This is a genomic window from Lysinibacillus sp. fkY74-1, assembly GCF_053165895.1.
On the sequence record NZ_CP170173.1, the window covers coordinates 1,195,038 to 1,220,904 of the forward strand.

Consider the following 25,867-nt stretch of genomic DNA (forward strand, 5'->3'; position numbering starts at 1 on the left):
CCTCAAAATTTACTTTTCAACATCCTATATAGATGGGGCACTTTATGTAGAAGTTGATGGGAACGAAGGGCGGTGACTCCAGCGGGAAAAGCGGGAAAGACGAGATCCTGGACTGAGCGAAGCGAGGGAAGCAGCTCGACCCCGCCCGCGGAAAGCGTCCGCCCGTAGTGGAAATCAACGGCTTTACTTTATTTCATTGAGTTTGTCTACAGTCTGAACTGCATATGGTTATGCAGTTTTTTTATGTAGGAATTATTTGGCAAGCCCATTTTGAAATGCATAGACAACAGCCTGTGTACGATCCTGCACTTCTAGCTTTGCTAGAATATTGCTAACATGTGTTTTCACAGTTTTTAAAGCAATATATAGCTCATCGGCGATTTCCTGATTGGCTTTGCCCTGTGCCATTAATAATAGGACTTCCATTTCACGGTCAGTAAGTTGCTCGTAAAGAGGTGTATTATTGCCGTTGCGCATACGGTGCATCATTTTAGATGTGACTTCTGGCTCTAAAACCGTTTCGCCACCCATTGTTTTACGAATGGCTTCCGCAATTTGTTTAGCATTAGATGTTTTTAAAATATAACTTACTGCTCCTGCCTCTAATGCAGGGTAGACTTTGTCATCATCTAAAAAGCTAGTCACCATCATGATTTTTGCCTCAGGCCATGCCGCTAAAATTTCTGCTGTTGCCTCAGCACCAGTCATAATGGGCATAACATTATCCATTAAAATAATATCAGGCTTTAAGGCAAGAGCACGCTCAACTGCTTCTTGCCCGTTTTCAGCCTCACCAACAACTGTAATATCAGGCTGTGCGGATAAGTAAGCTGAAACGCCTATACGCACCATTTCATGATCATCCACTATGAGTACTTGTATCATTACTATTGACCTCCTCCTTATGTAGTGGAATTTTTACTTCGACAATCGTTCCTTCTTCAGGGACTGACACAATTTTGTATGTGCAGCCTATTTCAACTGCACGTTCAGCAATATTTTGCAAGCCGTAAGAAGTGGATTTATCGGCTTCTACATCAAAGCCCAAACCATTATCTTGAATGCGTAAAATGGCTAAGTCATCTCGTGCAACAAGCAACAATTCAACCTCACTTGCTTTGGCATGTCGAAGTGTATTAGAGAGGGCTTCCTGGGCAATGCGGAATAAGTGATCTTCTTCTGCTTTCGTTAATGCCATTTCTTCTAGCTCATATTCAATATGAAAGTAAACCTTTTGCTGAAGCTCAATAATTAATTCCTCTAAGCCTTGCGCAAGCGTTTTATTGCGGAGTGCAACAGGGCGTAAGTGTAACAGTAACGCACGCATTTCGAGCTGTGCTTGTTGTACTATTTTTTCCACTTGCTTTAAACTAGTCGCATTTTCGTCACTTTCAGTTAAAGCAGAAAGCAACATGGAGGCCGCAAACAATTGCTGCGACACAGAATCATGTAATTCTCTAGCCAGACGTTGACGTTCAGCAACGATGCGTTCCTGAATAATTTTGTCATGAGCTTCTGCACGTTCATTGGATAAGCGCTGTAGGCTTTTACGCTGTGTATCTATTAATTCACTTGTTTGAATAAGTGCTTTTTTTAATGGTTTCGGAAGGGCTTGCTTTTTAGAAAGTACAAAATCAGGCTCAATTAACTGTTTGACAATTTTTGTTGCTTGAGCCTCTCGGGCACGAGCAGTCATACTAATCCAACTGGCAAAGAGGAAGCTTAGAGCAAATAGGCTGACTACAATAATTCCGCCAAGAGGAAAATTATTATAATTTTGTCGCCATAAAGGTTCCCAAGCTTTTTCATCAGGATTTCCCCATACGGCAACAAGCAATCCGAATGTAGCGCTCATTAAAATGAAAAATAAGGTAAATAATCTTGAGATAAAGGCAATCATTTACGCAGCACCTCCAAATCTCCAAGCCATGTTGCAACATGAATAATTAATATGCGTTTTGCATCCTCTGGATTTCCATCAGAAAAGCTAACACTTTCATTTAAAATACGTTGTGGGCCCACATGTAAGCAAGTAAGCTCACCGAATAGGGTAGTATAGTGTATACGAAAAGGTATTTCATATGGGACATAGATTTGTACTTTACCGATACCTTGACGAATCGTAATTAGACTTGTGCCAGCAGGCAAAATCGTTTGAGTCGTATCCACTGTAATATCCCCTGCTAAACGTTGAATCTGCACATCTTGCCATTTGTATGCCTCTGTTGGTGCTTGGATGGTGCCAATTAAGTCGTTTTTCGAAGTAGATAGTTTTTCAAAAAGCTCTGCACCGACTATTTTTGGTTCATTTTCTCGTTGTAAGTATTGATAAAGCATATATAAGAGCATTATGACAATGAATAGACGGAGGCTCCACATTGTGAATAATGCAATCGCGATGAAGAATATGCCGGTCCATTTAAAAAAGCGAACTTTTTTAGAAAAGCTTAAATAAAGCAGTACGGCCCCAATCAATAAACAAAAGGCGCCACCATTATTAAAAATAGTAAGCTCCACAAAAACGAGTAAAAAGAAGCATAGTACCCAAAATGTGAGCTTATTTGTAGTGAAATTCTGCAAGAGGGTCACCCTTCTTTCTACTAATAGTATAAAAGAGGGAATGGGACCCTCTGTTTTAAAACGTGAAAGAATGCGCCGGCTAGCGAGGGCGCATTACTTCCATTATAACATGTTATTTATTTTCAATTAGCAGTGGAGAGCTTTCCTCTGCAGCTTTTTTTTCTAATTGTGCCAATCTTGCTTCAAATGTTGTAACTTCATGATCTTTGTCAATTTGATAAGCTAATTTATCAATATAAGCTTCCAAATCTTCAAAATTTGTTTTATTGTTTTTGGCAATCATACCGTCCATTTGATGATGGGCACGCGTGACGTTTTCTTTGCCCATTAACTGTAATTGACGAACTTTCATGTCTTTAATTTTATGTTTCATTGTTTCGAATTTACGCTCTAGCTCGAAATATTCACGTGTACTTGCTTCGATACTCGCTTGTAACGTATGATTACGGGCAGTGTAAGCTGTCACTTCATCCATTGCAAAATCAATTAAATCTTGCTCGCCACTAGTTTTCGCTAATGTCAGTTGAGATTCACGTTTAGCAAGTAAATCTGCATTTTGTTGATATTCTTGCTCAAGCTTTTCTTTTAATTGTCCTTGACGTTCTAATAATTTACCTGTTTCTTCTGTTTGTTTTTCAGCTTCTCGGATGTACTGATTTAACATAGCAATTGGATTTTTTTGTTCCTTCTTATCAAATAACTGATGTAAGTCTGCTTCTACTGTATATCTAAAACGTTGAAATAAATTCATATTTATTCTCTCCTTTTATTTTGTTAAATTTGACCATTCTTTTTCGAAGTTTGTAAATGGATCTTCTTCTTTTTTACCTTCAATTGTTGGGATTTTTACTTCTTCGCCATTCCATTTTTTATAAATGACATAGACAATAGCGATTGCTGCAAGACCAATCATTGCAGGAATATTAGATACTGCTGATAGAATACCGATTAAACCAACCGCAAACCAAAAGATTTTACCGAAATTTGACTTGCTTGCCATGTAGAAATGCATCCCTAGTGCTACAAATAGTCCGGAGAATAATAAGCCTGCCAATGGTCCGATTAAGGCAAGTGCAACACATGCTGCGATAACGCCTCCAGTTAATAAAAGAAATTTTCTCATTTGTTTTAGCTCCTTTCGTTTGTACCTTTATGTTACCTATTATCAAGATTGTCTAAAACGGACTCGAAATTGATTTTCTACTAGGTCTTGAGGCTGAGAACTATCTAAGCTGCAACAAAAGTGGATTTTTGGCGTACTCAATGAGTAGATATTGCTTGTTTTTTAGGAAAAATAGCCGTTCATTTTTAGAGCAAATTATCATCTGCCATAAAATAATTTTTAGATCCTAAACTAGAAGCTTTTCGACAAAAATAGAAGATGAAAGCTTCCTCCGTTTGACAAATTAACAAGATGGGATGAGCTATACTTATGGAAAATAAACTGAGCGAAGGAGGATTTCTGGTGAGAACCTATTCCATATATAAGATAAAAGAAGAGCATTTAACGTTTATTTTTGGCAGAGAACGAAAGTTATTAGAGATGATGCAAGGCTGTGAAGACGCCAATGAGAAATCCTTAAAAGAGCTTGCGTATATATGTGAATCCGTTCGTTTTGATGAAATAGCAGCAATGTTAGAGCATCAACTTGATTCCAAATATGCACATTTAGAAAGAGCTCGTAATGCTTTGTTTTTAGAACATCCGATAAAAGGCAAAATGGCTATTTATTTAGTCGATCGTAAGATTTGTGTTTATTGTGAAGGCTCACGAATGCTAGATTTAGATTTATTTCAAATGCTTGCCAAGATGAGTGAACGATTTATAGCTTTCAATAAACAAGATAATGAATGTGGGTGGTTGAAACCTATGAAGTATACAATGCACTAGGAAATTTCACTACAATATATAGTAACATGCTATCATTTGGTGTATAATGGAGCGTGGAGAGTTTTTTCTCGGTATATTGTAGTGGAGGAGGTTGGTTGTATGCCTACATGGGGCTGGATTATTATCGTAATTATCGCATTAGCAGCGGGAGCGGCACTTGGTTTCTATTTCGCTCGTCAAGCTATGATGAAATATTTAAAAGAAAACCCACCTATTAATGAGCAAATGATTCGTATGATGATGGCACAAATGGGTCGTACGCCGTCTGAAAAGCAAGTACGTCAAATGATGGCACAAATGAATAAATTCCAGAAGTAATTTGGAATGTTCCGAGCAACTAGTTCAAGCTTAACTAGTTGTTTTTTTATTTTTAATAGTATTTAAATAATTCTTAAAAATCATACAACTCTATCGGGAAACTATGTATAATGGAGTTACTATACGGAAGGGAGTTGTGTATATTGCAAAAAGAAAAAACAAATGTAGAAAGTTTTGATCTAGATCATACAAAAGTAAAGGCACCTTATGTTCGTTTAGCAGGTGTGAAAACGGGCAAAAATGGCGATGAGGTTTATAAATACGATATTCGCTTTAAACAGCCAAATAAGGAGCATATGGAAATGCCTGCATTGCATTCTTTGGAGCATTTATCTGCTGACATTATCCGTAATTACTCTGATCATATTGTTGATTTCAGTCCAATGGGTTGTCAAACAGGCTTCTATGTGTCCTTGATCAATCATAATGATTATGAGGATTTATTAGCTATTTTAGAGAACACATTTACAGATGTGACAAAGGCAACCGCAGTGCCTGCATGCAATGAAGTGCAATGTGGCTGGGCTGCTAGCCATAGTTTAGAAGGGGCCAAAGCATTAGCGAAAGAGTTTTTAGCGAAACGTGATGAATGGCATATTATTTTTGAAAATTAAATAAAATAAAAACCTTGCGAGTAAAATAACGCAAGGTTTTTCATTGCCCTAAAAATGGAATGGAATGACATTCGAAGAAGAAGAATCCCGATTGATTTTTTGATAAATAAAATTGTCTAAAAAATCATGAATTAAATCCTCATATTCATCCATATTTTCATTAAAGGATTGTGCATGTGCCCCCGTATCAAAAAGTTTTAATTTTTTTGGACCGGTTTTTTTATTGTAGAGATCGAGTGACATGGAAGCTGGAATAAACGTATCTGGAATACTATGGATAAAGAGCACAGGTTTTTCAATATGGGTCACTGCTTCAGCAGGAGTTACACTTTTAAATGAGTAGCCGTCCCTGAGGCGGACAAAGAAATCGGCAAAACGGATGGGAATAATAGAGCCATATTTAAATTCTGTTTTGGCTATTTGCTTGAGCAACATGGAAAAATCGGAGAATGCACAATCTGAAATATAAAAATCAGCACCATCTTCCACCGTACCTGCATAAAGTAACATTGTTGCTGCACCCATAGATTCCCCATGAATACCTAGTATTGCATCCTCACCGATCATGGCTTTTACTGTATTAACTACAGCATCAAGATCATTTTTTTCATAGTGACCATAGCTAGTTGTTTTGCCACCAGATTCGCCATGACGCCGATGGTCAAAGATAACTGAATTATAGCCTAGCCTTTCAAATAGCCGAGCGTATTTGACGGAGTTTATTTTATTTTCTGTAACGCCGTGACATATGATGATGGTGTTATTGGTTTGTAACGGCTGAAACATAATTCCTCTAATTGTGTAGCCATTTGGTGAATCAATATTAAGTTCGCATTTCAAGTTTTTATTGTACCAAGCCTCATCAAAACGTTTGGCAGTCGTTTCTCGTTCACGAATAAATTCTGGATCTTTTTGTTGAATATACATTAATTTATTGGAAAGCGCGAAGCCGAACAGACCAGTAGCTGCAGCGGCAAGCGTTGTTGTAATACCAGAGAATAAAAGCATCTTCTTTTTCATGATAAAACACCTCCACATGCTATTTCTTATTTGTAATGTTCCCAACTGAGATTGTTTAAAACACGTCAACATTTTACAATAACTTTGGCAAAACTGCGATTATTTCTATTATCGAAAATCGTCAAAATATTTGTTAAAATATACATATCTGCTAGTAGCATATGCAGCAGTGTTGATTTTTGAACGGGGAAAAGGGGAGAATGGACATGATAAATGAGGTAGTAATCGTGAGTGCTGTTCGAACAGCTATAGGCTCATTTCAGGGGACATTAAAAGACGTACCAGCTGTAACTCTAGGTAGTATTGTTATTAAGGACGCTTTAGCACGTGCAGGAGTAGCTGGGGAACAAGTCGATGAGGTCATTATGGGGAATGTGTTATCGGCTGGTCTTGGACAAAATCCAGCTCGTCAGGCAGCGATAAAAGCTGGTTTACCAAATGAGGTGTCAGCACTAACAATTAATAAAGTTTGCGGATCAGGTTTAAAGGCTGTGCATTTAGCGACGCAAGCTATTTTAGCTGGTGATGCTGAAATTATCGTGGCTGGAGGCTTTGAAAATATGAGCCAAGCCCCTTATGTTTTAAAAAATGCGCGTGAAGGCTTCCGAATGGGCGATCAAAAGGTTGTGGATACTATGATTCATGATGGTCTATGGTGTGCATTTAATGATTATCATATGGGCATTACAGCTGAAAATTTATGTGATATGTATGAAATTTCGAGAGAAGAACAGGATGCTTTTGCAGCACGTTCTCAGCAACGTGCAGAGGCAGCAATTGCAGCTGGTAAATTTGAAAATGAAATCGTCGCTGTCGAGATTCCACAGCGTAGGGGAGAGCCTATTGTATTCGACAAGGATGAATTTCCGCGTGCAGGCGTGACAGAGGAATCTCTAGGTAAGCTACGCCCAGCATTTAAAAAAGGTGGTTCCGTAACAGCGGCTAATGCTTCAGGTATTAACGATGGAGCTGCGGCAATTGTTGTGATGTCTAAGAAAAAGGCGCAAGAGCTTGGTATTCAGCCGATGGCGATTATTACAGCCAATGCAAGTGCGGGAGTAGATCCTGCAATTATGGGAACTGGTCCAGTTAAAGCAGTCCAAAAAGCACTGGCTAAGGCAGCAACAACTTTAGAAGAAATCGATGTGATTGAAGCAAATGAAGCTTTTGCAGCACAATCGATTGCTGTTGATCGTGAATTACGCTTTAATCATGATAAACTAAATGTAAACGGGGGCGCGATTGCTCTTGGTCACCCAATTGGTGCAAGTGGAGCTCGTATTTTGGTCACACTCTTACATGAGATGGAAAAGCGTGATGCAAAAATGGGCTTAGCCACTTTATGTATCGGAGGTGGTCAAGGCGTAGCCACAGTAGTGAAGCGTCCTTGATGTCAATAAGAAGGTGAATGAAATGGGAAAGAAACGAAAACAACAGCAACAGACAAGCAATAGCATGACAGCAAGCTTGCCAAAGCAGGAGGCAGTCACATTGGCAGACCAACTAGGTGGCGATGTGCTAGCTAAATTAAAGGCGGCAAAGCAAGATTTATCCATGAAAGAACAGGCTGCAGAAGAGGAACGCCAAGCTAAACTAGCTTTTGAACGTAAGCAGCGAGAAAAAAATAAATCATTTGAAGAATTACTAAATGAGTATGGCGATAAAGGCACTAAATATTAACAAGAAAACAGTGAATTCACAATTGTGGAATCACTGTTTTTAATTGTAAGTAGAGAAGCAACAAATCATTTTGCTTCCCCTCAAATTTTAGAAAAAGCAGGGGCTACCTTGTATCAAGAAACTGAGTTTTTGATTATTGAAGATTCCTTTATTGATTTATATAAAAGACAAAAGGCTAATATAGTGCCTTTTGTCTTTTATTTTTCAACAATTTCCTGAATACAGCAACAGCACTAACAAAAATAATAGCTCCAGCTGTATCAACAAGCACATCTTGGCCGCTCATTGTACGACCTGGTGTAAAGCTTTGACGAAATTCATCAAGTATAGCAATAAATGCTGTTCCAGCAATAGCAATAGTTGCTGCGAAACGGTGTTTACCCCAAGCAAAGTATAACCCAAGCGCAATGCAGCCAAATCCGATAAAATGTGTTAGTTTACGAATTAAAAATTCGACAAATGGAAAATAACCACGTTCTTCAACTGATACGACTGTGTCCCAATAAGGGATTTTTAAAAAGGATAGTTGTTTTTCAAAAGGTTTATCTGCTAATAAATTTTTAAGCTCTGGTAAAATACTTTGTTGTTCGTAAGTCATACTAGAGGAAATAATTAGCACAACTAGACAGATGATAAAAATCAACCACTTTTTCATCGATGTTCTACATATTGTTCATTTTTTGTTAAAGTGTTTGCTGCTTCCAAGTCGGTTATAGCAGTCATGCTTTCATAGGCAGAGAGGGTCTGTGCTAGTTGCTCCTGTGAGCTTGCTCCAATTACTGTAGAAGCGATTGCAGACTCTTTTAAATTAAAAGCCAGTGCCAGTGCATGTAAATTATTATATTGTGAAGCTAAACTTGTTAACGTTGTTGTTAACTCTTCTGAAGAATAGTTGTTAAAACTTTTTACTCCCTGAAGACGTTGCTGCCAGCTATTTGTTAATAAGCCCTTAGCCACTGTGCCACGTGTTACAACAGAAGCGCCTTGGTTCGCAATAAAGTCAAACCACTCCTCGGGGCGGCGATCTAAAGCACTATATTGCATCATGACGCTTTTAGCTGAACTTGCAGGTAAAAAACGTTGCAAAACGTTTGGACGAATCGAAGAAATGCCATATTCTCGGATAAGTCCTTCTTTTTTCAAGCGCTCAAAAGTGTCGATAATCCCATCCCAATCATCTCCGATTGTACCACCGTGTAACTGATAAACATCAATGTAGTCCGTTCCTAATCGTTTCAAACTAGCATGAATAGCTTGTCTTATATAGGATGGCGAAGCATCCCATTGCCAGCCTTCTGCACCTTCAGTCCAGCGATTACCTACTTTTGTGGCAAGGATAATCTCTTGACGACGTTTCCCTAATGCCGCACCTAGGATCTCCTCATTCGTACCAAAATCATATAAATCGGCAGTGTCAAAATAATTTATGCCCGCATCTAATGCCATATCGACAATAGTTGCTGCTTGCTTTTTATCTGTGGAAAGTGACATGCCTCCTAAACTAATTTCTGAAATGAATATTTCACTAGTGCCTAGCTGCCTCTTTTTCATGAAACGACCTCCTTCGATTTCTCTACTTGTAATGGTACAATGAACATATCTGAAGGACAAGCGAGGTTATCGTCTATGAAAAAGTTTGAGGAAAAAACGACAAAAACGACACCCATCTATGACGGAAAAATTGTAAAGCTACAGGTTGATGATGTCATATTACCAAATGGTCAGGTTGCAAAGCGTGAAATTATCAAGCATCCTGGAGCGGTTGCGGTAATTGCTGTGACGGATGAGGGTAAATTAGTGTTAGTGGAGCAATATCGAAAGGCACTTGAACGTTCTATTGTTGAAATTCCAGCGGGGAAACTTGAACCTGGTGAAGAACCAGCGATGACAGCTCGCCGTGAATTAGAGGAAGAGACAGGCTACGGCGCGCATAGCCTTACATACTTACAAACATTTGCAACGTCACCGGGGTTTGCAGACGAGATCATTCATCTATATGTAGCGAAGGATTTGTATATCATCGACAATAAAGCAGCGTTAGATGAGGATGAGTTTGTCGAACTTTTAGAAGTTTCGTTGGAAGAAGCACAATCAATGGTAGGGGATCGACGTATTTTTGATGCTAAAACTGCATTTGCTGTACTTTGGCTTGCTACCTATTTAGAAAATAATCTTTAGCATAATAGAGACGGACGAGCATAAGCTGTACAAACCTTGATAGAAAAGGAGCATGTTTATGTCTCGTACGGTGTCTATATTTTATCACGCTTCCATCATTGCAGTTAGCTTTGTTTGTGGCGTTATTTTCTTTCATATTTTTGGTGGATCGAAAGCGGAACCGTTTATTTTATTTATAGAACCTCGTTTAGCTGATGGGGACAGGCATTCGATTTTTCATTTAGTGCTTCCTGTTGCCATTTCCATAGGTCTTGTATTAATACTAGCAACTCACAGTGTGTTAAAAATTTTAGTACGTGTAACTGTAGCCATGCGTGCAACTTTTTTTGGCTTTAGTTCTGTATTTTTATTACAAAAACTTGAAGCTTTTTGGCTTTATACGATTTGGTGGTTTCCATTTCAGCTTATCTATTGTATATTGTTGCTAGTCCTATGCAATTTACTTGTACCCGCTTGGTCAAAGCGAAAAATCGGGAAACAAGTATCTGGTCGGACAATTTTGTTGAATTTTATCGCATTTTTCATCATAATAGTTGCTGAGTTTATTGTTGTTTCATATGTGTTAAAATGATGGATTTAATAGACAGAGATTGTGATCAGATAAAAAAGTAAAAGCGTGTTAGAAATCTATTCACTATCTTGTAATAGGATTTACTCCTTTGGTATAATGGAAAGAGTTTAGGGGGGCGTCACATGGAGAGCCGAATTGATCGTATAAAAAAACAGTTGCATAGTGCTAGTTACAAGCTGACGCCGCAGCGAGAAGCAACAGTTGCTGTCTTGCTTGAGCACGAAGAAGACCACCTAAGTGCTGAGGATGTATATCTTTTAGTAAAAGAAAAAGCACCAGAGATTGGTCTAGCGACTGTTTATAGAACGTTAGAATTATTAACTGAGCTCAAAATTGTCGACAAAATCAACTTTGGCGATGGCGTGTCGCGCTATGACCTACGCCAAGAGGGAGCTGCCCATTTCCACCATCATCTAGTTTGCATTGAATGTGGAGCTGTTGATGAAATTCAAGAAGATTTACTTGAAGATGTGGAAGCCGTTGTTGAAAAGCGTTGGAACTTTATCATAAAGGATCACCGACTAACTTTCCACGGCATATGCTGGCGCTGTCATGATAAAAACGACGAATCGAATGAAGAAAATTAACGAAAAGCTGTCTGTTTTAATCTCTAGTATAGATTAAATCGGGCAGTTTTTTGTTTTTTTATGAAATAATCATCCTTATTATCGTTGGTTTATGTCGAATGGAGGGGGCTTTAGCACATTTCTAATAGCCATGCTAAAATAGAAAATAATTGACAGTGAGGGGGCGTTGTGATGAATGAATTTCAATACGCAGTAGAGGATTATATCCATTTTATCCAAGTGGAACGGCAATTATCTGTTAATACATTAGCATCCTATCGCCGAGATTTAGAAAGCTATGTAAATTTTTTGCAAAATGCAGAGGGTATGGCTAATTTTAACCATATAGAAAGAACGACCATACTACGACATTTAGAGCAACTACGCGTACAGGGGAAGACAAGCCGTACGATTGCTCGCCATATTTCATCTATTCGTAGTTTTCACCAATTTTTACTACGAGAAAAGCGTGCTGAATCAGATCCAACGGTCCATTTAGAAATGCCAACAATTGAGCAAAAATTACCGAATATTTTATCTATAGAGGAAATCGAAGCCTTATTGACTGCGCCGAATAGAAGTAAGCCACAAGGTATCCGTGATTTAGCGATGCTGGAACTATTATATGGTTCGGGTATGCGAATCAGTGAGCTTATAGCCTTAGATTTAGCAGACATTCATTTAACAATGGGATTTGTTCGCGTATTTGGGAAGGGTGGAAAAGAAAGAATCATTCCACTTGGCAAAAGTGCTTTATCAGCCATAAGTACCTATTTAAATAATGCTCGTGGTCAATTACAGGGAAAATATCCAAAAACTGATGCGTTTTTTATTAATCAAAGAGGGAAACGTTTAACAAGACAAGGTTGTTGGAAATTAATGAAGGAGCATGCTTTAAAGGCAGGCATCCAACATGAGTTAACACCACATACATTGCGTCACTCTTTTGCTACTCATTTAGTCGAAAATGGGGCTGATTTACGTGCTGTACAAGAGATGCTAGGTCATGCAGATATTTCAACAACGCAAATTTATACACATATTAGTAAAACAAGATTATCGGAAGTATATAAGCAATTTCATCCACGTGCTTAAAAATTTCAGAAAATTTTTTCGGTCGGATGTCTGACCTTTATTTTTCGCATTTTTTTGGTAAAATAGAGTCATGAGATTGGAGGCAATAATGATGAATAAACCGTTTAACAAAATCCATGTCGTTGTAATGGACTCTGTAGGTATTGGTGAAGCGCCAGATGCTGCAAATTTTGGCGATGTAGGAGCACATACATTAGGACACATCGCTGAAAAAATGAATGGGCTTACAATGCCAGTAATGGAGTCAATGGGTTTGGCAAATATTGAGCCGCTGCAAGGAATGCAAGCGACAAACGAGCCGAAAGCATACTATGGGAAAATGCAAGAAGCTTCTGTTGGGAAAGATACGATGACAGGGCATTGGGAAATTATGGGTTTAAATATTGATAAGCCCTTTAAGGTGTATCCTGATGGATTTCCTGCAGAGTTGATTGCTGAGCTAGAAAAACGTACGGGTCGTAAAGTACTCTGCAATCAACCAGCGAGTGGTACGCAGGTTATAGAAGATTTCGGTAAAGAGCATATGGAAACTGGAGCAATTATTGTCTATACATCAGCTGATCCGGTATTACAAATTGCTGCACACGAGGAAATTATACCATTAGAGGAATTATATAAAATCTGTGAAATTGCGCGTGAATTAACATTACAGCCCGAGTATTTAGTCGGTCGTGTAATCGCACGTCCATTTATAGGTACGCCAGGGGACTTCTCCCGTACTTCAAATCGACATGACTATGCGCTGAAGCCATTTGGTCGTACAACGATGAATGTCTTAAAGGACGCGGGCTTAGATGTAATTGCAATTGGTAAAATCTCTGATATTTTCAATGGTGAAGGTGTCACAGATGCTGTACGTACTAAAAATAATACGGATGGAATGGACAAATTTGCTGCAGTTGTCCGCCGTGATTTCCATGGAATGAGCTTCCTAAACTTAGTAGACTTTGATGCTAATTTTGGACACCGTCGTGATCCACTAGGCTACGGACAGGCATTGGAAGAATTCGACGCGCGACTGACAGAAGTTACGAGTGCAATGTCAGAGGATGACTTATTAATTATTACAGCAGACCACGGAAATGATCCAACCTTCCACGGTACAGATCATACACGCGAGTATGTACCGTTAATTGTCTATTCTCCACGTTTTAATGGTGGTGCAGAACTAGAGCTTCGTGAAACTTTTGCAGATATTGCAGCTACAGTGGCTGAGAACTTCCAAGTAGAAGCACCAGCATTTGGTAAAAGTTTCTTACAAGAATTGAAATAGGGGGTTTTTCGAATGAATATGGTGCAATTGTTTGAAAAGAAAAAACAAGGATTAGAGCTCTCACAAGCTGACATTCAGTATTTTGTTGATGGCTATACGGCAGGTTCCATTCCTGATTATCAAGCAAGCTCACTCTTAATGGCGATTCGACTTCTAGGAATGTCTGATGATGAAACGTTTTATTTAACAAAAGCAATGATTGAATCAGGGGATGTCATTGATTTAACGTCTATTGAGGGTTTTAAAATTGATAAACACTCAACAGGTGGCGTTGGTGATAAAGTCACACTTGTAGTCACACCTATAATTGCATCTCTAGGAATTCCGGTAGCTAAGTTTAGTGGTAAAGGTCTAGGCATTACAGGTGGTACAATCGATAAGTTAGAGTCCATCCAAGGCTTCAAAACAGAGCTTTCCTCACAAGAATTCATTGATAATGTCAATCGACATAAAATTGCAGTTGCTGGGCAAACAGGTAATCTTGTACCAGCCGACAAAAAGTTGTATGCATTAAGAGATGTGACAGGCACGGTGGATTCGATCCCATTAATTGCTGCATCTATTATGAGCAAAAAAATCGCTAGTGGTGCAGATGGTATTGTGCTAGATGTTAAATGTGGTTCAGGTGCGTTTATGAAAACGCAAGAAGAAGCACAGCGATTAGCTGATACAATGACAGCGATTGGGGAAAAACTTGGACGCAGAGTCGTTGCCCATATTAGTGATATGGATAATCCTCTTGGTAAAATGATTGGTAATAAGCTTGAGGTATTAGAAGCCTATGCATTATTAAGTGGTCGTATGGAAGAAACACATGAGGATTTACTAGATGAATGTGTAGTCATTGCTTCTTTAATGTATCAAGTTGCCGCAGGTGTTGATGAAGCAGAAGCAACTGCCGCAGTTAAGCGCGTACTAGCAGATGGTTCTGCGGCTGCGAAATTTGAGGAGTTTATTGTTGCACAAGGTGGGGACGTATCAGATATTGTACAAAATGAAACGGCCCATAAAGTTTCAGTTGCGGCAGTGACGGAAGGTACTGTGGAAACGATTAATGCCCTTTTAGTTGGTGAAGCTAGTGTTAGTCTAGGTGCTGGACGTTTAACAAAGGAATCCACGCTTGATTACGATGCAGGCATTCAACTGGTAGCTAAAAAAGGCGATCGTGTAAAAAATGGGGATATTATTGCTTATTTATATGCCAATAACCAAATCAATCAAGATACAATTCTTAAAATACAGCAAGCTTATACAATTGTATAAAATTTCTTTTGCGAGAGCTCTCACAGACGAGGGTTCTCGTTTTTTTGTTGTTCCACCATTAAACCTATGAAATGTTTACATTTCGTATAAATTTCATATTGAGATAACTGCCGCTTGTTTAAAACACGTTCACTTATCCCATACTGCACGTAAACCTAAAAAGCTATAAGTATGTCGATTTGACACTATTTCAGAAGACTTTGCACTAGTTCTGTCAACCGCAAGGATTCAGCGTATTAAATGTGGAATTGCACGAGGAGGAGGCGATGTTCATGCATTTTCAATTAGAAATGGTCACAAGAGAGACAGTCGTTATACGTTTATTTGGGGAGCTCGATCATCATGCAGTAGAGCAAATTCGAGCGAAAATTTCTGCAGCAATTTTCCAAGGCACTGTGACGACCATCATTTGGAACTTAGAAGGGCTATCTTTTATGGATAGTTCGGGAGTAGGTTTAGTGCTTGGTCGTATGCGTGAGTTAGAGGCAGTTGCTGGGCGAACTATTTTATTGAATCCATCGCCAACCATGCGAAAAGTTTTTCAATTTTCAGGTTTAGGGCCTTGGATGATGGATGCAACAGAGGAACAAGCGATTGATCGCGTAAGGGGGATTGTAAATGGATAACGAAATGACATTAACTTTTTTAGCACTTAGTGAAAATGAAGCCTTAGCCCGTGTTGCGGTCACAGGCTTTATTGCTCAATTAGACCCAACTATTGATGAGCTGTCTGAATTTAAAACAGTTGTCTCAGAAGCAGTTTCCAATGCCATTATTCATGGCTATGAAGAGGATGGCAAGGGTGTTGTCACTGTTCATGCTAAACGTGAAGATGACGTTGTAACGGTGTCTGTAATGGATAAAGGGATAGGAATTGAAGATGTGAGTCAAGCAATGGAGCCGTTATTTACAACAAAAAGTGTAATGGAGCGCTCAGGTATGGGCTTTACGATTATGGACAGTTTTTCTGATCAGCTAACAGTCATGTCCAAGTGGCGAGAAGGAACAACTGTAACATTTACGAAGAAATTTTACACAGTTCGGACAGCGGTAATGTGAGGGTATCATCGTGAAGCCGTTAGAACAGTCGTCCGAAAAGCTTTTGTCTCAGGAGGAAATGCGTGATTTAATAGCACGCGCACAGCAGGGCGATCATGAGGCTCGTAAACGAATGGTAGAAGGCAATACGAGGCTTGTATGGTCCATTGTTCAACGTTTTACAACGAGAGGTGTTGAGCTCGAGGATTTATTCCAGATAGGCTGCATAGGACTCATGAAATCAGTAGATAAGTTCGATTTATCGTATGATGTTAAATTTTCAACCTATGCAGTACCTATGATTATTGGTGAGATTCAACGCTTTTTAAGGGATGATGGCATGGTGAAGGTGAGTCGCTCTATTCGGGAGCTGAACTTTAAAATCCGACATGCTACAGACGAATTTATTAAAAGGAATGAACATCCGCCAACGATTCAGGAGCTGGCTCAAGTACTTGGTGTGACAACCGAGGAAATTGTGACAGCATCAGATGCATTGAGAGATCCAGCCTCTCTACATGAGCAATTGTATGAAAGTGAAGGAGATTCCATCACATTGATGGATCAAATGAAGGATGAAAAATCCGAGCAACCATTTGATTATATCCCCCTTAAAGAAGTGCTTACAAGGCTTGAACCGAGAGAACAGTCTATCATTTATTTACGGTATTTTTCAGATTGCACGCAAACTGAAATTGCAAATAGGCTAGGCATATCACAGGTGCAAGTATCCCGTTTGGAGAAAAAAATTCTAGCTCAATTAAAAAGCTGGATGGCTACAAGCGCAACTGTGGAGCAAGAAGTAATAAAAAAAGACATCTAAGAAAATGGTGACAGCATGACAAATAAATTATTTAGCAGCTTAGAAGAAGCCGAAGATTTTCTTAAGGAGCAATTTGGTGACGGCGAATCATTTGACGTTGGGATTAAGCATTTATTTGTCAAAGATTTGCCGGTTCTTTGCGCCTATATTAGTGGCCTTGTGGATGGCGAAGCCCTAACACAATTACTTTCAAACATGCTCCCTGATGAGGACTATGACATCGATGTGGAGGATGAGAAGGAGTATTTTGAGTCCTATTTTAACTTTCACGGACGTTCAGAGGAAACCGAGCGTAAAGCTTATTTATTAGCCATTTTAAGCGGGCAAGTGACCTTTATTACTAAAAGTGGCTATTGCTACATTGCCGAGCTCAGAAACTATCCAGGACGTTCCCCTGAGGAGCCCGACAATGAAAAGGTAATACGTGGCTCAAGGGATGGTTTTACAGAAGGAATATCTCAAAATACGGCTTTAATTCGTAGGCGTATTCGCAATAGTAATTTACGTTTCGAGCTACATAAAATATCCAAAATCGGCCAAACCGACGTCGCAATAGCGTATATGAAGGATATTGCCAATGAAGATATGCTCGAAAAATTACGACAGCGCCTTGACCAGATTAACCACGATGGTTTAACAATGGCTGATAAATCATTAGAAGAATGGCTGTTTAAGCAAAAATTCCATCCAGTTCCGTTTGTTCGTTACACGGAAAGGCCAGATATTGCTGCGGCGCATTTACTGGAAGGGCATATCGCCATAATGGTAGATACTTCACCATCTGTTATTCTTGTGCCAATTACAATTTTCCATTTACTGCAGCATGCGGAGGAATATAGACAGGCGCCATTAGTTGGAACATTTGTACGTTTTATGCGGTATTTCGGCGCTATTATGGGTTTACTTTTATTACCTTTGTGGTATGTATTTGCAACAAATGAATCATTGCTGCCAGAGGCTCTTTCTTTTTTAGGGACCCAGGAGAAATCGCATGTACCCTTATTACTGCAAATACTTATTGCAGATATTGGTATTGAATTTTTGAGGATGGCCGCCATTCATACCCCAACACCGCTGTCTACTGCGATGGGCTTGGTTGCGGGGGTAATTATTGGTCAAATCGCGATCGATGTGGGACTATTCTCAGCAGAGGTTGTACTCTATACAGCGGTTGCAGCTATTCTCATCTTTATTATCCCGTCCTATGAGCTAAGTATATCCATAAAAATATTTAGGCTGTTCTTATTGATTATGGTAGGTATTTGGGGCGTTAATGGTTTATTCATTGGCATATTCTTAGTGTTTACGTATTTATGTTCATTACGACCAATGCAGGCACCATATTTTTGGCCGCTTGTCCCATTCTTCCCAATGGCGATGCTACGTGTTCTTATTCGTTTCCCAATGACGGCAGATGCATTAAGACCTTATGTAGTTGCTTCCAAACAGCGAAAAAGATCATAGGAGCCGTTGCACTCGATTTTTTCATGTGATAAAGTTCACATATAGTATTTTGTGATTTTTGCAAAAATTATTTTCATTCAGCAAAAGGGAGGTTTTATACATAGGCCACTTGAAGCTGGATGAAATTAATTTTTGGTGGGACTACTTTATTACCATAGGGTAGATCCTACCATATTTCTGTAAAAGTGACAGAATGGAACGAAGTGAAAAGGGAGAGATGCACATGCATTTATATGGAACACAAGCGATTTCTGAGAATGGTCATTTAACAATTGGACAGGTAGACACACTAGAGCTTGCCAAAGAGTACGGTACACCACTTTTTGTGTATGATACTGCACTTATTCGGAAGCGTGCTCGCAGCTTTATCGATACGTTTAAAAAACTAGGCGTAAAAGCAGAAGTAGCTTATGCTTCAAAGGCATTTGCATGTGTAGCTGTGTATCAATTAGCAGCAGAAGAAAACCTATCTTTGGATGTTGTATCAGGTGGAGAATTATTTACAGCTATAAAAGCAGGTTTTCCAGCTGAGCGCATTCATTTCCATGGCAATAATAAAAGCATTGCAGAATTAGAGCTAGCTTTTGACTCCAAAATCGGTTGTATTGTTGTAGATAATTTCTATGAGATTCAGCTTTTGAAAGAAATATCTGAACGTCGCCAACAAAAAATGCGTATATTACTACGTGTTACACCAGGGGTTGAAGCACATACGCATGATTTCATTACGACAGGTCAAGCTGATTCAAAATTTGGTTTTGACTTAAACAATGGTCAAGCGGATGAGGCATTCCAACAAACATTTAACCATGAATTCTTAGAGCTATTAGGCTTACATTGTCACATCGGCTCACAAATTTTTGACACTGCTGGCTTTGGGTTAGCAGGAGAAAAATTGATTGACAAAATTTCTGATTGGAACAAGGCTCACGGATTTACATGTACTGTGTTAAACTTAGGTGGGGGCTTTGGTATTCGTTATACTGAAGAAGATGCACCGCTTGAACCGCAAGTATATGTAGAGGACATGATTACAGTAGTGAAAAACAAAGCAACTGTACTTGGACTAAAAATGCCAGAAATTTGGATTGAACCAGGTCGATCACTTGTCGGTGATGCAGGAACATCTCTTTATACAATCGGATCACAAAAAACAGTACCAGATGTGCGAAAATATATTGCAGTTGATGGTGGGATGAGTGATAACATCCGCCCAGCATTATATGACGCTAAGTATGAGGCAATCATTGCAAGTAAAGCGAATGAACCGAAAAATGAAATTTATACTGTTGCTGGTAAATTATGTGAATCTGGCGATAAATTAATTATTGATGCTAAACTACAAGACGCAGCTTCAGGTGATGTTTTAGCCATTTTCTGTACAGGTGCATATGGTTATTCTATGGCAAGTAACTATAACCGTGTTCCTAGACCTGCTGTTGTATTTGTAGAGAATGGACAGCATCAATTAGCTATTCGCCGCGAAAGTTATGAAGATATTGTGCAAAACGATCTCCCGCTAACTTTAAAAAAGGGTGAGTAAATTTGAGAAAGAATAAATGGGTATTACTAGCATCCATTTCAACTTTTATTGTGTTGTGGGGTATTGTCTATTGGGTGTTGGCGTCTAAAGGAATTCTCGGACCTGGTTCGTAAGACAGAAATTGGCTTGCGGTAAAAGTACAAATCGTGTAGGATAGTCAAAGATTATGTACAGCTAGAAAAAGAGGGAATAGACAAATATGTTAATTCGATATAAAAAAGCTTTAGAGAAAATAGCAATGGGGCTACTTTCGTTTATGCCGAACGAAAAAGACGTAAAAAAGCTTACCGAGACCATCCACTCCTATGAAAATGATGATAACTGGGTTTTATACTTATGGAAAAAAAATGATGAATACGTTGGCATTGTTGGGCTGGTAACAGATGAGAATAATACTGCTACGATCCAACATGTATCTGTTGTGCCTTCCTATAGAGGCGAGGGTGTTGCGAAGGAAATGCTTCAGGAAATAGGAGTGCTAGGTCAATATGAACATGTACGCGCGACAGATGAAACACGTCAATTAGTTCAAAAATGTATCAATTGCATCGAAAAAAAAGCAGACGAGTAACATCGTCTGCACATACTGTAGACAAAAGCCATCGAGCATTCACACTCTCGATGGCTTTTGCCATTCTCAATTGGTAATTACTGTAGAGATAACGACTCTAAATGACTACGTCTCATCCCTTGAATAGTACTTGGGTTATCAGCGTTTTAGCATCCCAAAAGTTTCGTTGATTGAAACAAAGCCGACTCCTGCGGAAAAAGCGAGGGAATCGAAATTCAGGATATCACGAAGCTAAGGAAGCGATGAAATCAGCACATCTTCGCCAGCGGTGCACGTAGTGGAAATTAACGTCTACCTTTTCTTTGTTTACTTTCTTGTCGCTCTGCAAGTATATGTGAGCGATCTCTTAGCATATGCTTATGAAGAAGATAGTTTGAGTTACTATAGGGTAAAATTTGTATACGGGCTATTGTTAATTCCAGCAACTTAGGTGAAAGGGGGAGCTGGAATGCATGAAAGGACTTGCCTGTTTGAATCGCGGCAAGACAATTTTTTATTTCTGTCAGGAGTTGATAGTAACTAATTTCATGGAAAAAGATATGATCTTCATTTTGTTGAAAATTATAAAGTGCTTTTTCTAAAATTCGTATAGCGCCAGTATCATTACCACGCCGCCAATGGTATAAGCCTGTTGCAAGTTGTACATAGCCAACCAATGGGTGCATTTTATCACCAGGCGCGATTTCCTTCCAATATTCCTCAAGCACTTCATGGCATTCAAAAAAATCCTGATTGCCATTAAAATAAGCGCAGTAATCAATAAATAAAGTATGATGCTGTGGATGCATTTTGAACTCCTTTCCACTATACTATAAGAACATAGAATCTCAGGGTGGTAAAATTATGTCTTACGAAGTAAAATTAGATGCCTTTTCAGGGCCTCTTGATCTATTATTGCATTTAATTCACAGGTTGGAAATTGATATCTATGATATCCCAATGGCTGAAATCACACAACAATATATCGACCATATACATGCCATGCAAGTATTGGAGTTAAATGAAGCAAGCGAATATTTAGTAATGGCCGCAACACTGCTAGCGATTAAAAGCCGAATGCTATTACCTATTCATGAGGGCGAAATGGAAGATGCCGAATTGGAAGTTGATGGCCCAGACCCGCGTGAGGAACTGGTGCAACGATTAATCGAGTATAAGAAATATAAGGAAGCTGCCAGCAATTTGCAAGAGCTTGAAACAGATCGAGCGCAGGTATTTACAAGGCCACCTGCTGATTTAACCGGCTTAGCATCGGACGAACAAATGGCTTTGTTTGATTTGAATGTGAATATTTATGATATGCTTGGAGCATTTCAAAAATTGATGCGTCGAAAGAAATTAAAGAAACCTCTTAAAACGACAGTAACGAGGCAAGAACGGTCAGTGAAGGATCAAATGCGTTCGGTTGTAGATTCTTTGCGATTAACAGGTGGACGTGCATCATTTTTCGAGCTTTTTCCCTATGAAGATAAGCCGACACTTATTTTGACGTTTGTATCCCTTCTTGAATTGATGAAACGTCAGGTCGTCATCGTAGAGCAAGATGGTAACTTTGAAGAATTAACAGTTACCTTACAGAAGGAGGAATGGGAAAATGACGAAAACATTGATGTTACAGAGTAGAATTGAAGCCTTATTGTTCGTTGTCGGAGATGATGGCTTAACAATTAAACAACTTTCTCAGCTGTTAGGTGAACAAGATGAGATGATAGTACAGGCAATGGATGCCTTGCGAAAAGTCTATGAGGAAGATTTAGCTAGAGGAATAACTGTGAAAGAAATGGCAGGCGTTTTTCAGCTTATTACAAAATCAGATTTAGCAGATACTATTCAAAAATTGGTAGAAAATCCAACTGCACAATCCTTATCCCAGGCTTCTCTTGAGGTTTTAGCGATTGTAGCCTATAAACAACCAATTACTAGGGTAGCTATAGAAGATTTACGAGGTGTAAAATGTGAAAGACCTATACAGACTTTAGTATCAAGAGGGTTGATTAAAGAGGTAGGGCGTTCAGAAGGAACTGGACGTGCTATCCTATATGGAACAACTAAAGAATTTTTACACTATTTTGGTTTAAACAGTGTAGAGGAAATGCCACCTCTGCCAGAGGAGGAGTTTGCAGAAACTGAGCAAGAAACCGATTTATTTATGACCAAATTCCAAGAAGCTTTTAATGGTGCAAAGTAATGTATAGGAATAATGCATAACGACCAACATAAATCTATACTTTCCTATCATATTGAATAAGGAGTGGCTCGTTGCTTCGGTTATTTCGATTAATAATGTTGATGATCATTGTGTTAATGGTAATACTTCCTCAATCAAGCTTTGCGAGAGGAGGAAGTGGCTATGCGGTCTTAGATGGAGAGACAGGTCGCGTGTTAATAGGTTCAAATAGTAATGAACGGCTACCAATTGCTAGCTTAACGAAAATTTGGACGGCACTTGTGGCTATCGAAAATAGTGATTTGCAAGAGGAAGTTGTCATCTCACCAAAGGCTGCCATGGCTGAGGGAAGTTCTATTTATTTGCAGGCAGGCGAAACGGTAACCGTAGAAACGTTATTATATGGTTTAATGCTTCGTTCAGGCAATGATGCTGCGACAGCTTTAGCAGAGCATGTAGGGGGTTCTGTTGAAGGCTTTGTCAAATTAATGAATGAAAGAGCCGTTATTGCGGGTCTTACCAATACGGTTTTTATGAACCCCTCTGGCTTACATCATGAAGAGCATTTATCTTCTGCAAGAGATACTGCTGAGATGCTAAGAGTCGCTTTACAAAATAAAACATTTGAGAAAATTGCCTCAACGGTTCTTTATAAAGCGAATACGGTTAACGGAATGCTATGGGAGAATAAGCATCGACTATTAAGAGAAGGCTCAGGGATGGCTGCGGAAATTGATGATGAAACAGAACAACCTGTGAGTTCTTTAAAATCTGCTACTGGAGTTGCCTATGCTGGTAAAACAGGTTTTACAAAGGTAGCTGGTCGTACGCTTGCAACAGCCTTTCAAAAGGATGGGCAAACCTGTATTGTTGTCACGTTAAATGAATCGGATGATTGGAATGTTCATCGAAGCTTTTCTAATCAAGTGTGGAGAGATTACGATCTTGAAACAGTGGTGAAGAAGGGCAAATACAACGTTAATAAAAAATTGGCTATTCGATTAGAAGAGCCTGTTCGCCTGCAATTAAATAAAGAGGAAAAAGAGCAAGTGCGGCAAGTTTTACACGTTTCAAGAAAACGTCAGGAAGCTGTCTTATCAATCTTTTTAGGTGAAGAACGTATTTATGCAATACCAGTAAAAGTTGAATCAGCGGATCGTTGAAAAAACGATTTGCTGATTTTTTTGTTATATAAGCGGTTGAAATGAATAAGGATATATGATGCGAGAATATCTATTTCCTTAAAATTAATCTAATCAAAGCTTAGCAACTTGGGGTAGCAATGGAAAAATATAAAATTACTCTTGATTACGTTCAAAATAAGAGTGCAAACAGAGCATATAAACATTTTTTTTAAAACGATTTGCTTACTGGTAAAAAGAGTATACTACTAGAAGGGTAAAATAAAATTTTTATTCCTACTATTGCTAAATGTGCTAAAGAAAAATTATTACGAATACTCCAACAATGATTGTGAAATTTGTTTTTCTTTAATATTGCGCTAAAGTATGACATAATTTTCACAGATTAGCGGGAAAATTAACCCTATTCAATTGAACGAGAAATCGATTTTCAACGAAATTGTTAATGTGAAAGAAAACTAGAGGTGAAGAAATGGAAAGATTACAGAAAGTCATTGCTTATGCGGGTGTTGCTTCGAGGCGAAAAGCAGAGCAATTGATAGTAGAAGGTAAAGTAAAAGTGAACGGTATAGTTGTCCGTGAATTAGGCACAAAGGTGTCTAACTCAGATACAATTGAAGTGGAAGGCGTAAAGCTTGAAAAAGAAGATAAAGTTTATTTCTTACTTTATAAACCACGTGGCACTATTTCGGCCGTGACAGATGATAAAGGACGCAAAACTGTCACAGATTTATTTCATCATATTCCGCAACGTATTTTCCCAGTGGGTCGTCTTGATTATGATACATCTGGATTATTGCTATTAACAAATGATGGAGAATTTTCCTATATGTTAACGCATCCAAAATTTAAAATTGACAAAACGTATATCGCACGTGTCAAAGGCATTCCAACAATTGAAGGTCTGAAAAAGCTTCAACGTGGTATTAAATTAGAGGATGGAAAGACAGCACCAGCCAAAGTAAGTATGACATCCTTTGACGAAAATGCTGGCAAGGCAATTTGCGAAATTACGATTCATGAAGGCCGTAATCGCCAAGTTCGACGTATGTTTGAAGCTATTGGTACACCAGTTGTCAAATTAAAACGTGAACGATTTGCCTTTTTAGATTTATACGGACTTGCACCAGGTGAATTCCGTGAATTGTCTAAGCATGAAGTCAAGCAATTGCGTGTGTTAGCAGAAACAGGGAAACTGGATTAAAAGAACTTGCCAGAAGAAAGTGAGGATACTTTAAAAGGAATAAAAACTATTTTCACTTTCTTTTTGGTGAAATCGTTCATAAATCATTCATAATTAATAGCTAAGTGTTTTTGTATCATTTTGCTATAATAGGTGAGAATAGTACGCCTAGTTACATTTTAGCCAGAAGAGCTTAACACATCGTTGACGTACAATTTTCATAGATGTTTTTACATACGTAAAGACGTTTATAAATTGAAAAAGTTCTATGCTAAAGTCTTTATAATGTAAAAAGCTTCATGTCTACAATGTTTACGCAAAGTCGTAAATGATAGGGGGTTTATTAACTTGGAGAAAAAGAAAAAGCGTCTCGTACTACGAACGGTCATTTTAGCAGTATTAGCATTGGCAATCGGGTACACGGTTTATGGAACAGCAACAAAGGAAAAAGTAGAGTTAGTAGCAGTTGGCTCAGAAGCACCTGACTTCACGTTAGTAGATTTAGACGGTGAAAAACATAAATTGTCGGATTATAAAGGACAAGGGGTATTTTTAAATTTCTGGGGAACTTGGTGTAAGCCATGTGAAAAGGAAATGCCTGCGATGGATAGACAGTATCAAATATTTAAAGATCAAGGTGTACAAACTTTAGCGGTTAATATCGCTCAAACGGATTTTGAAGTACAGAATTTTGTCGATCGATATAAATTGTCTTTCCCGGTAGTTATTGATAAAACAAAAAGTGTTATGACTGCTTATAACGTAGGTCAACTACCTGCTACAGTGTTAATTGATCCAGAAGGAAAAGTCGTAAAAATTATTACTGGTGAAATGACAGATGCAAATATTGCTTCGTACATGGAATTAGTGAAGCCGAAATAAGGAGT

General features: G+C 38.7%; 31 protein-coding genes. 22 read left to right on the plus strand and 9 right to left on the minus strand.

Going from position 1 to position 25,867, the window contains the following annotated elements; translation table 11 throughout:
* Window positions 1-252 precede the first annotated feature (252 nt).
* The 5 genes from ACE1MS_RS05545 to ACE1MS_RS05565 form a co-directional block, all read right to left on the minus strand.
* Window positions 253-885, minus strand: a complete 633-nt coding sequence (locus tag ACE1MS_RS05545; RefSeq protein WP_031419087.1) for a response regulator transcription factor — start codon at window positions 883-885, stop codon at window positions 253-255.
* Entirely contained in the window at window positions 860-1,900 is a 1,041-nt protein-coding gene (locus ACE1MS_RS05550) for a sensor histidine kinase (RefSeq protein WP_012293392.1), read from the minus strand. Before ACE1MS_RS05550 ends, ACE1MS_RS05545 begins: the two co-directional genes overlap by 26 nt.
* Window positions 1,897-2,580 carry a cell wall-active antibiotics response protein LiaF gene (liaF, locus tag ACE1MS_RS05555; protein WP_031419090.1) on the minus strand — a complete coding sequence of 228 codons (684 nt, stop codon included), beginning with the start codon at window positions 2,578-2,580 and terminating at the stop codon, window positions 1,897-1,899. The genes ACE1MS_RS05550 and liaF overlap by 4 nt, the downstream gene beginning before the upstream one ends.
* A gap of 112 nt (window positions 2,581-2,692) precedes the next feature.
* Window positions 2,693-3,331: a PspA/IM30 family protein gene (locus ACE1MS_RS05560; RefSeq protein ID WP_012293394.1), complete on the minus strand. Its 639-nt coding sequence runs from the start codon at window positions 3,329-3,331 to the stop codon at window positions 2,693-2,695.
* Between the two features lie 15 nt (window positions 3,332-3,346).
* Entirely contained in the window at window positions 3,347-3,703 is a 357-nt protein-coding gene (locus tag ACE1MS_RS05565; RefSeq protein WP_012293395.1) for a lmo0954 family membrane protein, read from the minus strand.
* A 342-nt stretch (window positions 3,704-4,045) separates the two neighbouring features.
* Between ACE1MS_RS05565 and sirA the strand changes: the two genes are divergently transcribed.
* The 3 genes from sirA to ACE1MS_RS05580 all read left to right on the plus strand — a co-directional run bounded on the left by sirA (window position 4,046) and on the right by ACE1MS_RS05580 (window position 5,403).
* Window positions 4,046-4,471, plus strand: a complete 426-nt coding sequence (sirA, locus tag ACE1MS_RS05570; protein ID WP_025114054.1) for a sporulation inhibitor of replication protein SirA — start codon at window positions 4,046-4,048, stop codon at window positions 4,469-4,471.
* 99 nt (window positions 4,472-4,570) lie between these two features.
* A complete protein-coding gene (locus ACE1MS_RS05575; protein WP_004232154.1) occupies window positions 4,571-4,789 on the plus strand; it encodes a YneF family protein in 219 nt (72 codons plus the stop codon).
* 110 nt (window positions 4,790-4,899) lie between these two features.
* Complete coding sequence (locus ACE1MS_RS05580; protein WP_447402745.1) at window positions 4,900-5,403, plus strand: S-ribosylhomocysteine lyase; 504 nt, start codon at window positions 4,900-4,902, stop codon at window positions 5,401-5,403.
* Between the two features lie 48 nt (window positions 5,404-5,451).
* On the opposite strand, the gene ACE1MS_RS05585 is transcribed toward ACE1MS_RS05580, so the two are convergent.
* Window positions 5,452-6,423, minus strand: coding sequence for an alpha/beta hydrolase (locus ACE1MS_RS05585; protein WP_036167529.1), 972 nt, complete (start codon window positions 6,421-6,423; stop codon window positions 5,452-5,454).
* Window positions 6,424-6,629: 206 nt separating this feature from the next.
* On the opposite strand from ACE1MS_RS05585, the gene ACE1MS_RS05590 reads away from it, so the two are divergent.
* The gene (locus ACE1MS_RS05590; RefSeq protein ID WP_447402746.1) at window positions 6,630-7,814 is read left to right on the plus strand and encodes an acetyl-CoA C-acetyltransferase; all 1,185 of its coding nucleotides are present in this window, start codon (window positions 6,630-6,632) and stop codon (window positions 7,812-7,814) included.
* 22 nt (window positions 7,815-7,836) lie between these two features.
* Window positions 7,837-8,103, plus strand: a complete 267-nt coding sequence (locus tag ACE1MS_RS05595) for a YqkE family protein (RefSeq protein WP_031419099.1) — start codon at window positions 7,837-7,839, stop codon at window positions 8,101-8,103.
* A 175-nt stretch (window positions 8,104-8,278) separates the two neighbouring features.
* Here ACE1MS_RS05595 and ACE1MS_RS05600 read toward each other — a convergent pair whose 3' ends face one another.
* Both ACE1MS_RS05600 and ACE1MS_RS05605 read right to left on the minus strand, forming a co-directional pair.
* Window positions 8,279-8,758, minus strand: a complete 480-nt coding sequence (locus ACE1MS_RS05600) for a VanZ family protein (protein ID WP_036161007.1) — start codon at window positions 8,756-8,758, stop codon at window positions 8,279-8,281.
* Entirely contained in the window at window positions 8,755-9,654 is a 900-nt protein-coding gene (locus ACE1MS_RS05605; RefSeq protein WP_447402747.1) for an aldo/keto reductase, read from the minus strand. Before ACE1MS_RS05605 ends, ACE1MS_RS05600 begins: the two co-directional genes overlap by 4 nt.
* A gap of 75 nt (window positions 9,655-9,729) precedes the next feature.
* Here ACE1MS_RS05605 and ACE1MS_RS05610 point away from each other — a divergent pair, with 75 nt between their 5' ends.
* From ACE1MS_RS05610 to ACE1MS_RS05665, 12 genes are all read left to right on the plus strand, one after another.
* A complete protein-coding gene (locus ACE1MS_RS05610) occupies window positions 9,730-10,281 on the plus strand; it encodes an NUDIX domain-containing protein (RefSeq protein ID WP_012293404.1) in 552 nt (183 codons plus the stop codon).
* 58 nt (window positions 10,282-10,339) lie between these two features.
* The gene (locus tag ACE1MS_RS05615; RefSeq protein WP_031419104.1) at window positions 10,340-10,852 is read left to right on the plus strand and encodes a hypothetical protein; all 513 of its coding nucleotides are present in this window, start codon (window positions 10,340-10,342) and stop codon (window positions 10,850-10,852) included.
* A gap of 122 nt (window positions 10,853-10,974) precedes the next feature.
* A complete protein-coding gene (fur, locus tag ACE1MS_RS05620) occupies window positions 10,975-11,439 on the plus strand; it encodes a ferric iron uptake transcriptional regulator (protein ID WP_008174639.1) in 465 nt (154 codons plus the stop codon).
* 171 nt (window positions 11,440-11,610) lie between these two features.
* Complete coding sequence (gene xerD / locus ACE1MS_RS05625) at window positions 11,611-12,513, plus strand: site-specific tyrosine recombinase XerD (protein ID WP_036215027.1); 903 nt, start codon at window positions 11,611-11,613, stop codon at window positions 12,511-12,513.
* Between the two features lie 91 nt (window positions 12,514-12,604).
* Window positions 12,605-13,786, plus strand: coding sequence for a phosphopentomutase (deoB, locus tag ACE1MS_RS05630; protein WP_289449301.1), 1,182 nt, complete (start codon window positions 12,605-12,607; stop codon window positions 13,784-13,786).
* Between the two features lie 12 nt (window positions 13,787-13,798).
* On the plus strand, window positions 13,799-15,049 hold the full coding sequence (locus ACE1MS_RS05635) for a thymidine phosphorylase (RefSeq protein WP_012293408.1): 1,251 nt from the start codon (window positions 13,799-13,801) through the stop codon (window positions 15,047-15,049).
* Between the two features lie 272 nt (window positions 15,050-15,321).
* Window positions 15,322-15,675, plus strand: a complete 354-nt coding sequence (spoIIAA, locus tag ACE1MS_RS05640; protein WP_025114066.1) for an anti-sigma F factor antagonist — start codon at window positions 15,322-15,324, stop codon at window positions 15,673-15,675.
* Window positions 15,668-16,108 carry an anti-sigma F factor gene (gene spoIIAB / locus ACE1MS_RS05645; protein ID WP_031419108.1) on the plus strand — a complete coding sequence of 147 codons (441 nt, stop codon included), beginning with the start codon at window positions 15,668-15,670 and terminating at the stop codon, window positions 16,106-16,108. Before spoIIAA ends, spoIIAB begins: the two co-directional genes overlap by 8 nt.
* A gap of 58 nt (window positions 16,109-16,166) precedes the next feature.
* Window positions 16,167-16,910: an RNA polymerase sporulation sigma factor SigF gene (sigF, locus tag ACE1MS_RS05650; protein WP_206700923.1), complete on the plus strand. Its 744-nt coding sequence runs from the start codon at window positions 16,167-16,169 to the stop codon at window positions 16,908-16,910.
* A 15-nt stretch (window positions 16,911-16,925) separates the two neighbouring features.
* On the plus strand, window positions 16,926-18,374 hold the full coding sequence (locus tag ACE1MS_RS05655; protein WP_012293411.1) for a spore germination protein: 1,449 nt from the start codon (window positions 16,926-16,928) through the stop codon (window positions 18,372-18,374).
* 223 nt (window positions 18,375-18,597) lie between these two features.
* Entirely contained in the window at window positions 18,598-19,917 is a 1,320-nt protein-coding gene (gene lysA / locus ACE1MS_RS05660) for a diaminopimelate decarboxylase (protein WP_031419110.1), read from the plus strand.
* A gap of 199 nt (window positions 19,918-20,116) precedes the next feature.
* Window positions 20,117-20,488, plus strand: coding sequence for a GNAT family N-acetyltransferase (locus tag ACE1MS_RS05665; protein ID WP_031419112.1), 372 nt, complete (start codon window positions 20,117-20,119; stop codon window positions 20,486-20,488).
* 284 nt (window positions 20,489-20,772) lie between these two features.
* On the opposite strand, the gene ACE1MS_RS05670 is transcribed toward ACE1MS_RS05665, so the two are convergent.
* A complete protein-coding gene (locus ACE1MS_RS05670) occupies window positions 20,773-21,276 on the minus strand; it encodes a DUF309 domain-containing protein (RefSeq protein ID WP_031419114.1) in 504 nt (167 codons plus the stop codon).
* Between the two features lie 55 nt (window positions 21,277-21,331).
* Between ACE1MS_RS05670 and ACE1MS_RS05675 the strand changes: the two genes are divergently transcribed.
* The 5 genes from ACE1MS_RS05675 to resA all read left to right on the plus strand — a co-directional run bounded on the left by ACE1MS_RS05675 (window position 21,332) and on the right by resA (window position 25,862).
* Window positions 21,332-22,111, plus strand: coding sequence for a segregation/condensation protein A (locus tag ACE1MS_RS05675; protein ID WP_031419115.1), 780 nt, complete (start codon window positions 21,332-21,334; stop codon window positions 22,109-22,111).
* On the plus strand, window positions 22,083-22,676 hold the full coding sequence (gene scpB, locus ACE1MS_RS05680) for an SMC-Scp complex subunit ScpB (RefSeq protein WP_031419117.1): 594 nt from the start codon (window positions 22,083-22,085) through the stop codon (window positions 22,674-22,676). Before ACE1MS_RS05675 ends, scpB begins: the two co-directional genes overlap by 29 nt.
* A 95-nt stretch (window positions 22,677-22,771) precedes the next feature.
* Window positions 22,772-23,818, plus strand: coding sequence for a D-alanyl-D-alanine carboxypeptidase family protein (locus ACE1MS_RS05685; protein ID WP_012293417.1), 1,047 nt, complete (start codon window positions 22,772-22,774; stop codon window positions 23,816-23,818).
* A 451-nt stretch (window positions 23,819-24,269) separates the two neighbouring features.
* Entirely contained in the window at window positions 24,270-25,001 is a 732-nt protein-coding gene (locus ACE1MS_RS05690) for a pseudouridine synthase (RefSeq protein ID WP_012293418.1), read from the plus strand.
* 327 nt (window positions 25,002-25,328) lie between these two features.
* The gene (resA, locus tag ACE1MS_RS05695; protein ID WP_012293419.1) at window positions 25,329-25,862 is read left to right on the plus strand and encodes a thiol-disulfide oxidoreductase ResA; all 534 of its coding nucleotides are present in this window, start codon (window positions 25,329-25,331) and stop codon (window positions 25,860-25,862) included.
* Window positions 25,863-25,867: the final 5 nt, after the last annotated feature.

What these genes read in the sequence shown, in the direction of transcription:
- scpB (WP_031419117.1), top strand. Translation starts at nt 22,083, where the DNA reads ATGACGAAAACATTGATGTTACAGAGTAGAATTGAAGCCTTATTGTTC.
- ACE1MS_RS05560 (WP_012293394.1), bottom strand. Translation starts at nt 3,331, where the DNA reads ATGAATTTATTTCAACGTTTTAGATATACAGTAGAAGCAGACTTACAT.
- spoIIAA (WP_025114066.1), top strand. Translation starts at nt 15,322, where the DNA reads ATGCATTTTCAATTAGAAATGGTCACAAGAGAGACAGTCGTTATACGT.
- ACE1MS_RS05670 (WP_031419114.1), bottom strand. Translation starts at nt 21,276, where the DNA reads ATGCATCCACAGCATCATACTTTATTTATTGATTACTGCGCTTATTTT.
- ACE1MS_RS05610 (WP_012293404.1), top strand. Translation starts at nt 9,730, where the DNA reads ATGAAAAAGTTTGAGGAAAAAACGACAAAAACGACACCCATCTATGAC.
- lysA (WP_031419110.1), top strand. Translation starts at nt 18,598, where the DNA reads ATGCATTTATATGGAACACAAGCGATTTCTGAGAATGGTCATTTAACA.
- ACE1MS_RS05635 (WP_012293408.1), top strand. Translation starts at nt 13,799, where the DNA reads ATGAATATGGTGCAATTGTTTGAAAAGAAAAAACAAGGATTAGAGCTC.
- ACE1MS_RS05590 (WP_447402746.1), top strand. Translation starts at nt 6,630, where the DNA reads ATGATAAATGAGGTAGTAATCGTGAGTGCTGTTCGAACAGCTATAGGC.
- ACE1MS_RS05685 (WP_012293417.1), top strand. Translation starts at nt 22,772, where the DNA reads ATGTTGATGATCATTGTGTTAATGGTAATACTTCCTCAATCAAGCTTT.
- fur (WP_008174639.1), top strand. Translation starts at nt 10,975, where the DNA reads ATGGAGAGCCGAATTGATCGTATAAAAAAACAGTTGCATAGTGCTAGT.
- ACE1MS_RS05675 (WP_031419115.1), top strand. Translation starts at nt 21,332, where the DNA reads ATGTCTTACGAAGTAAAATTAGATGCCTTTTCAGGGCCTCTTGATCTA.
- ACE1MS_RS05580 (WP_447402745.1), top strand. Translation starts at nt 4,900, where the DNA reads ATGGAGTTACTATACGGAAGGGAGTTGTGTATATTGCAAAAAGAAAAA.
- ACE1MS_RS05605 (WP_447402747.1), bottom strand. Translation starts at nt 9,654, where the DNA reads ATGAAAAAGAGGCAGCTAGGCACTAGTGAAATATTCATTTCAGAAATT.
- ACE1MS_RS05665 (WP_031419112.1), top strand. Translation starts at nt 20,117, where the DNA reads ATGTTAATTCGATATAAAAAAGCTTTAGAGAAAATAGCAATGGGGCTA.
- deoB (WP_289449301.1), top strand. Translation starts at nt 12,605, where the DNA reads ATGAATAAACCGTTTAACAAAATCCATGTCGTTGTAATGGACTCTGTA.
- ACE1MS_RS05565 (WP_012293395.1), bottom strand. Translation starts at nt 3,703, where the DNA reads ATGAGAAAATTTCTTTTATTAACTGGAGGCGTTATCGCAGCATGTGTT.
- sigF (WP_206700923.1), top strand. Translation starts at nt 16,167, where the DNA reads ATGCGTGATTTAATAGCACGCGCACAGCAGGGCGATCATGAGGCTCGT.
- ACE1MS_RS05550 (WP_012293392.1), bottom strand. Translation starts at nt 1,900, where the DNA reads ATGATTGCCTTTATCTCAAGATTATTTACCTTATTTTTCATTTTAATG.
- ACE1MS_RS05585 (WP_036167529.1), bottom strand. Translation starts at nt 6,423, where the DNA reads ATGAAAAAGAAGATGCTTTTATTCTCTGGTATTACAACAACGCTTGCC.
- ACE1MS_RS05575 (WP_004232154.1), top strand. Translation starts at nt 4,571, where the DNA reads ATGCCTACATGGGGCTGGATTATTATCGTAATTATCGCATTAGCAGCG.
- xerD (WP_036215027.1), top strand. Translation starts at nt 11,611, where the DNA reads ATGAATGAATTTCAATACGCAGTAGAGGATTATATCCATTTTATCCAA.
- ACE1MS_RS05615 (WP_031419104.1), top strand. Translation starts at nt 10,340, where the DNA reads ATGTCTCGTACGGTGTCTATATTTTATCACGCTTCCATCATTGCAGTT.
- ACE1MS_RS05690 (WP_012293418.1), top strand. Translation starts at nt 24,270, where the DNA reads ATGGAAAGATTACAGAAAGTCATTGCTTATGCGGGTGTTGCTTCGAGG.
- ACE1MS_RS05595 (WP_031419099.1), top strand. Translation starts at nt 7,837, where the DNA reads ATGGGAAAGAAACGAAAACAACAGCAACAGACAAGCAATAGCATGACA.
- ACE1MS_RS05545 (WP_031419087.1), bottom strand. Translation starts at nt 885, where the DNA reads ATGATACAAGTACTCATAGTGGATGATCATGAAATGGTGCGTATAGGC.
- ACE1MS_RS05655 (WP_012293411.1), top strand. Translation starts at nt 16,926, where the DNA reads ATGACAAATAAATTATTTAGCAGCTTAGAAGAAGCCGAAGATTTTCTT.
- spoIIAB (WP_031419108.1), top strand. Translation starts at nt 15,668, where the DNA reads ATGGATAACGAAATGACATTAACTTTTTTAGCACTTAGTGAAAATGAA.
- ACE1MS_RS05600 (WP_036161007.1), bottom strand. Translation starts at nt 8,758, where the DNA reads ATGAAAAAGTGGTTGATTTTTATCATCTGTCTAGTTGTGCTAATTATT.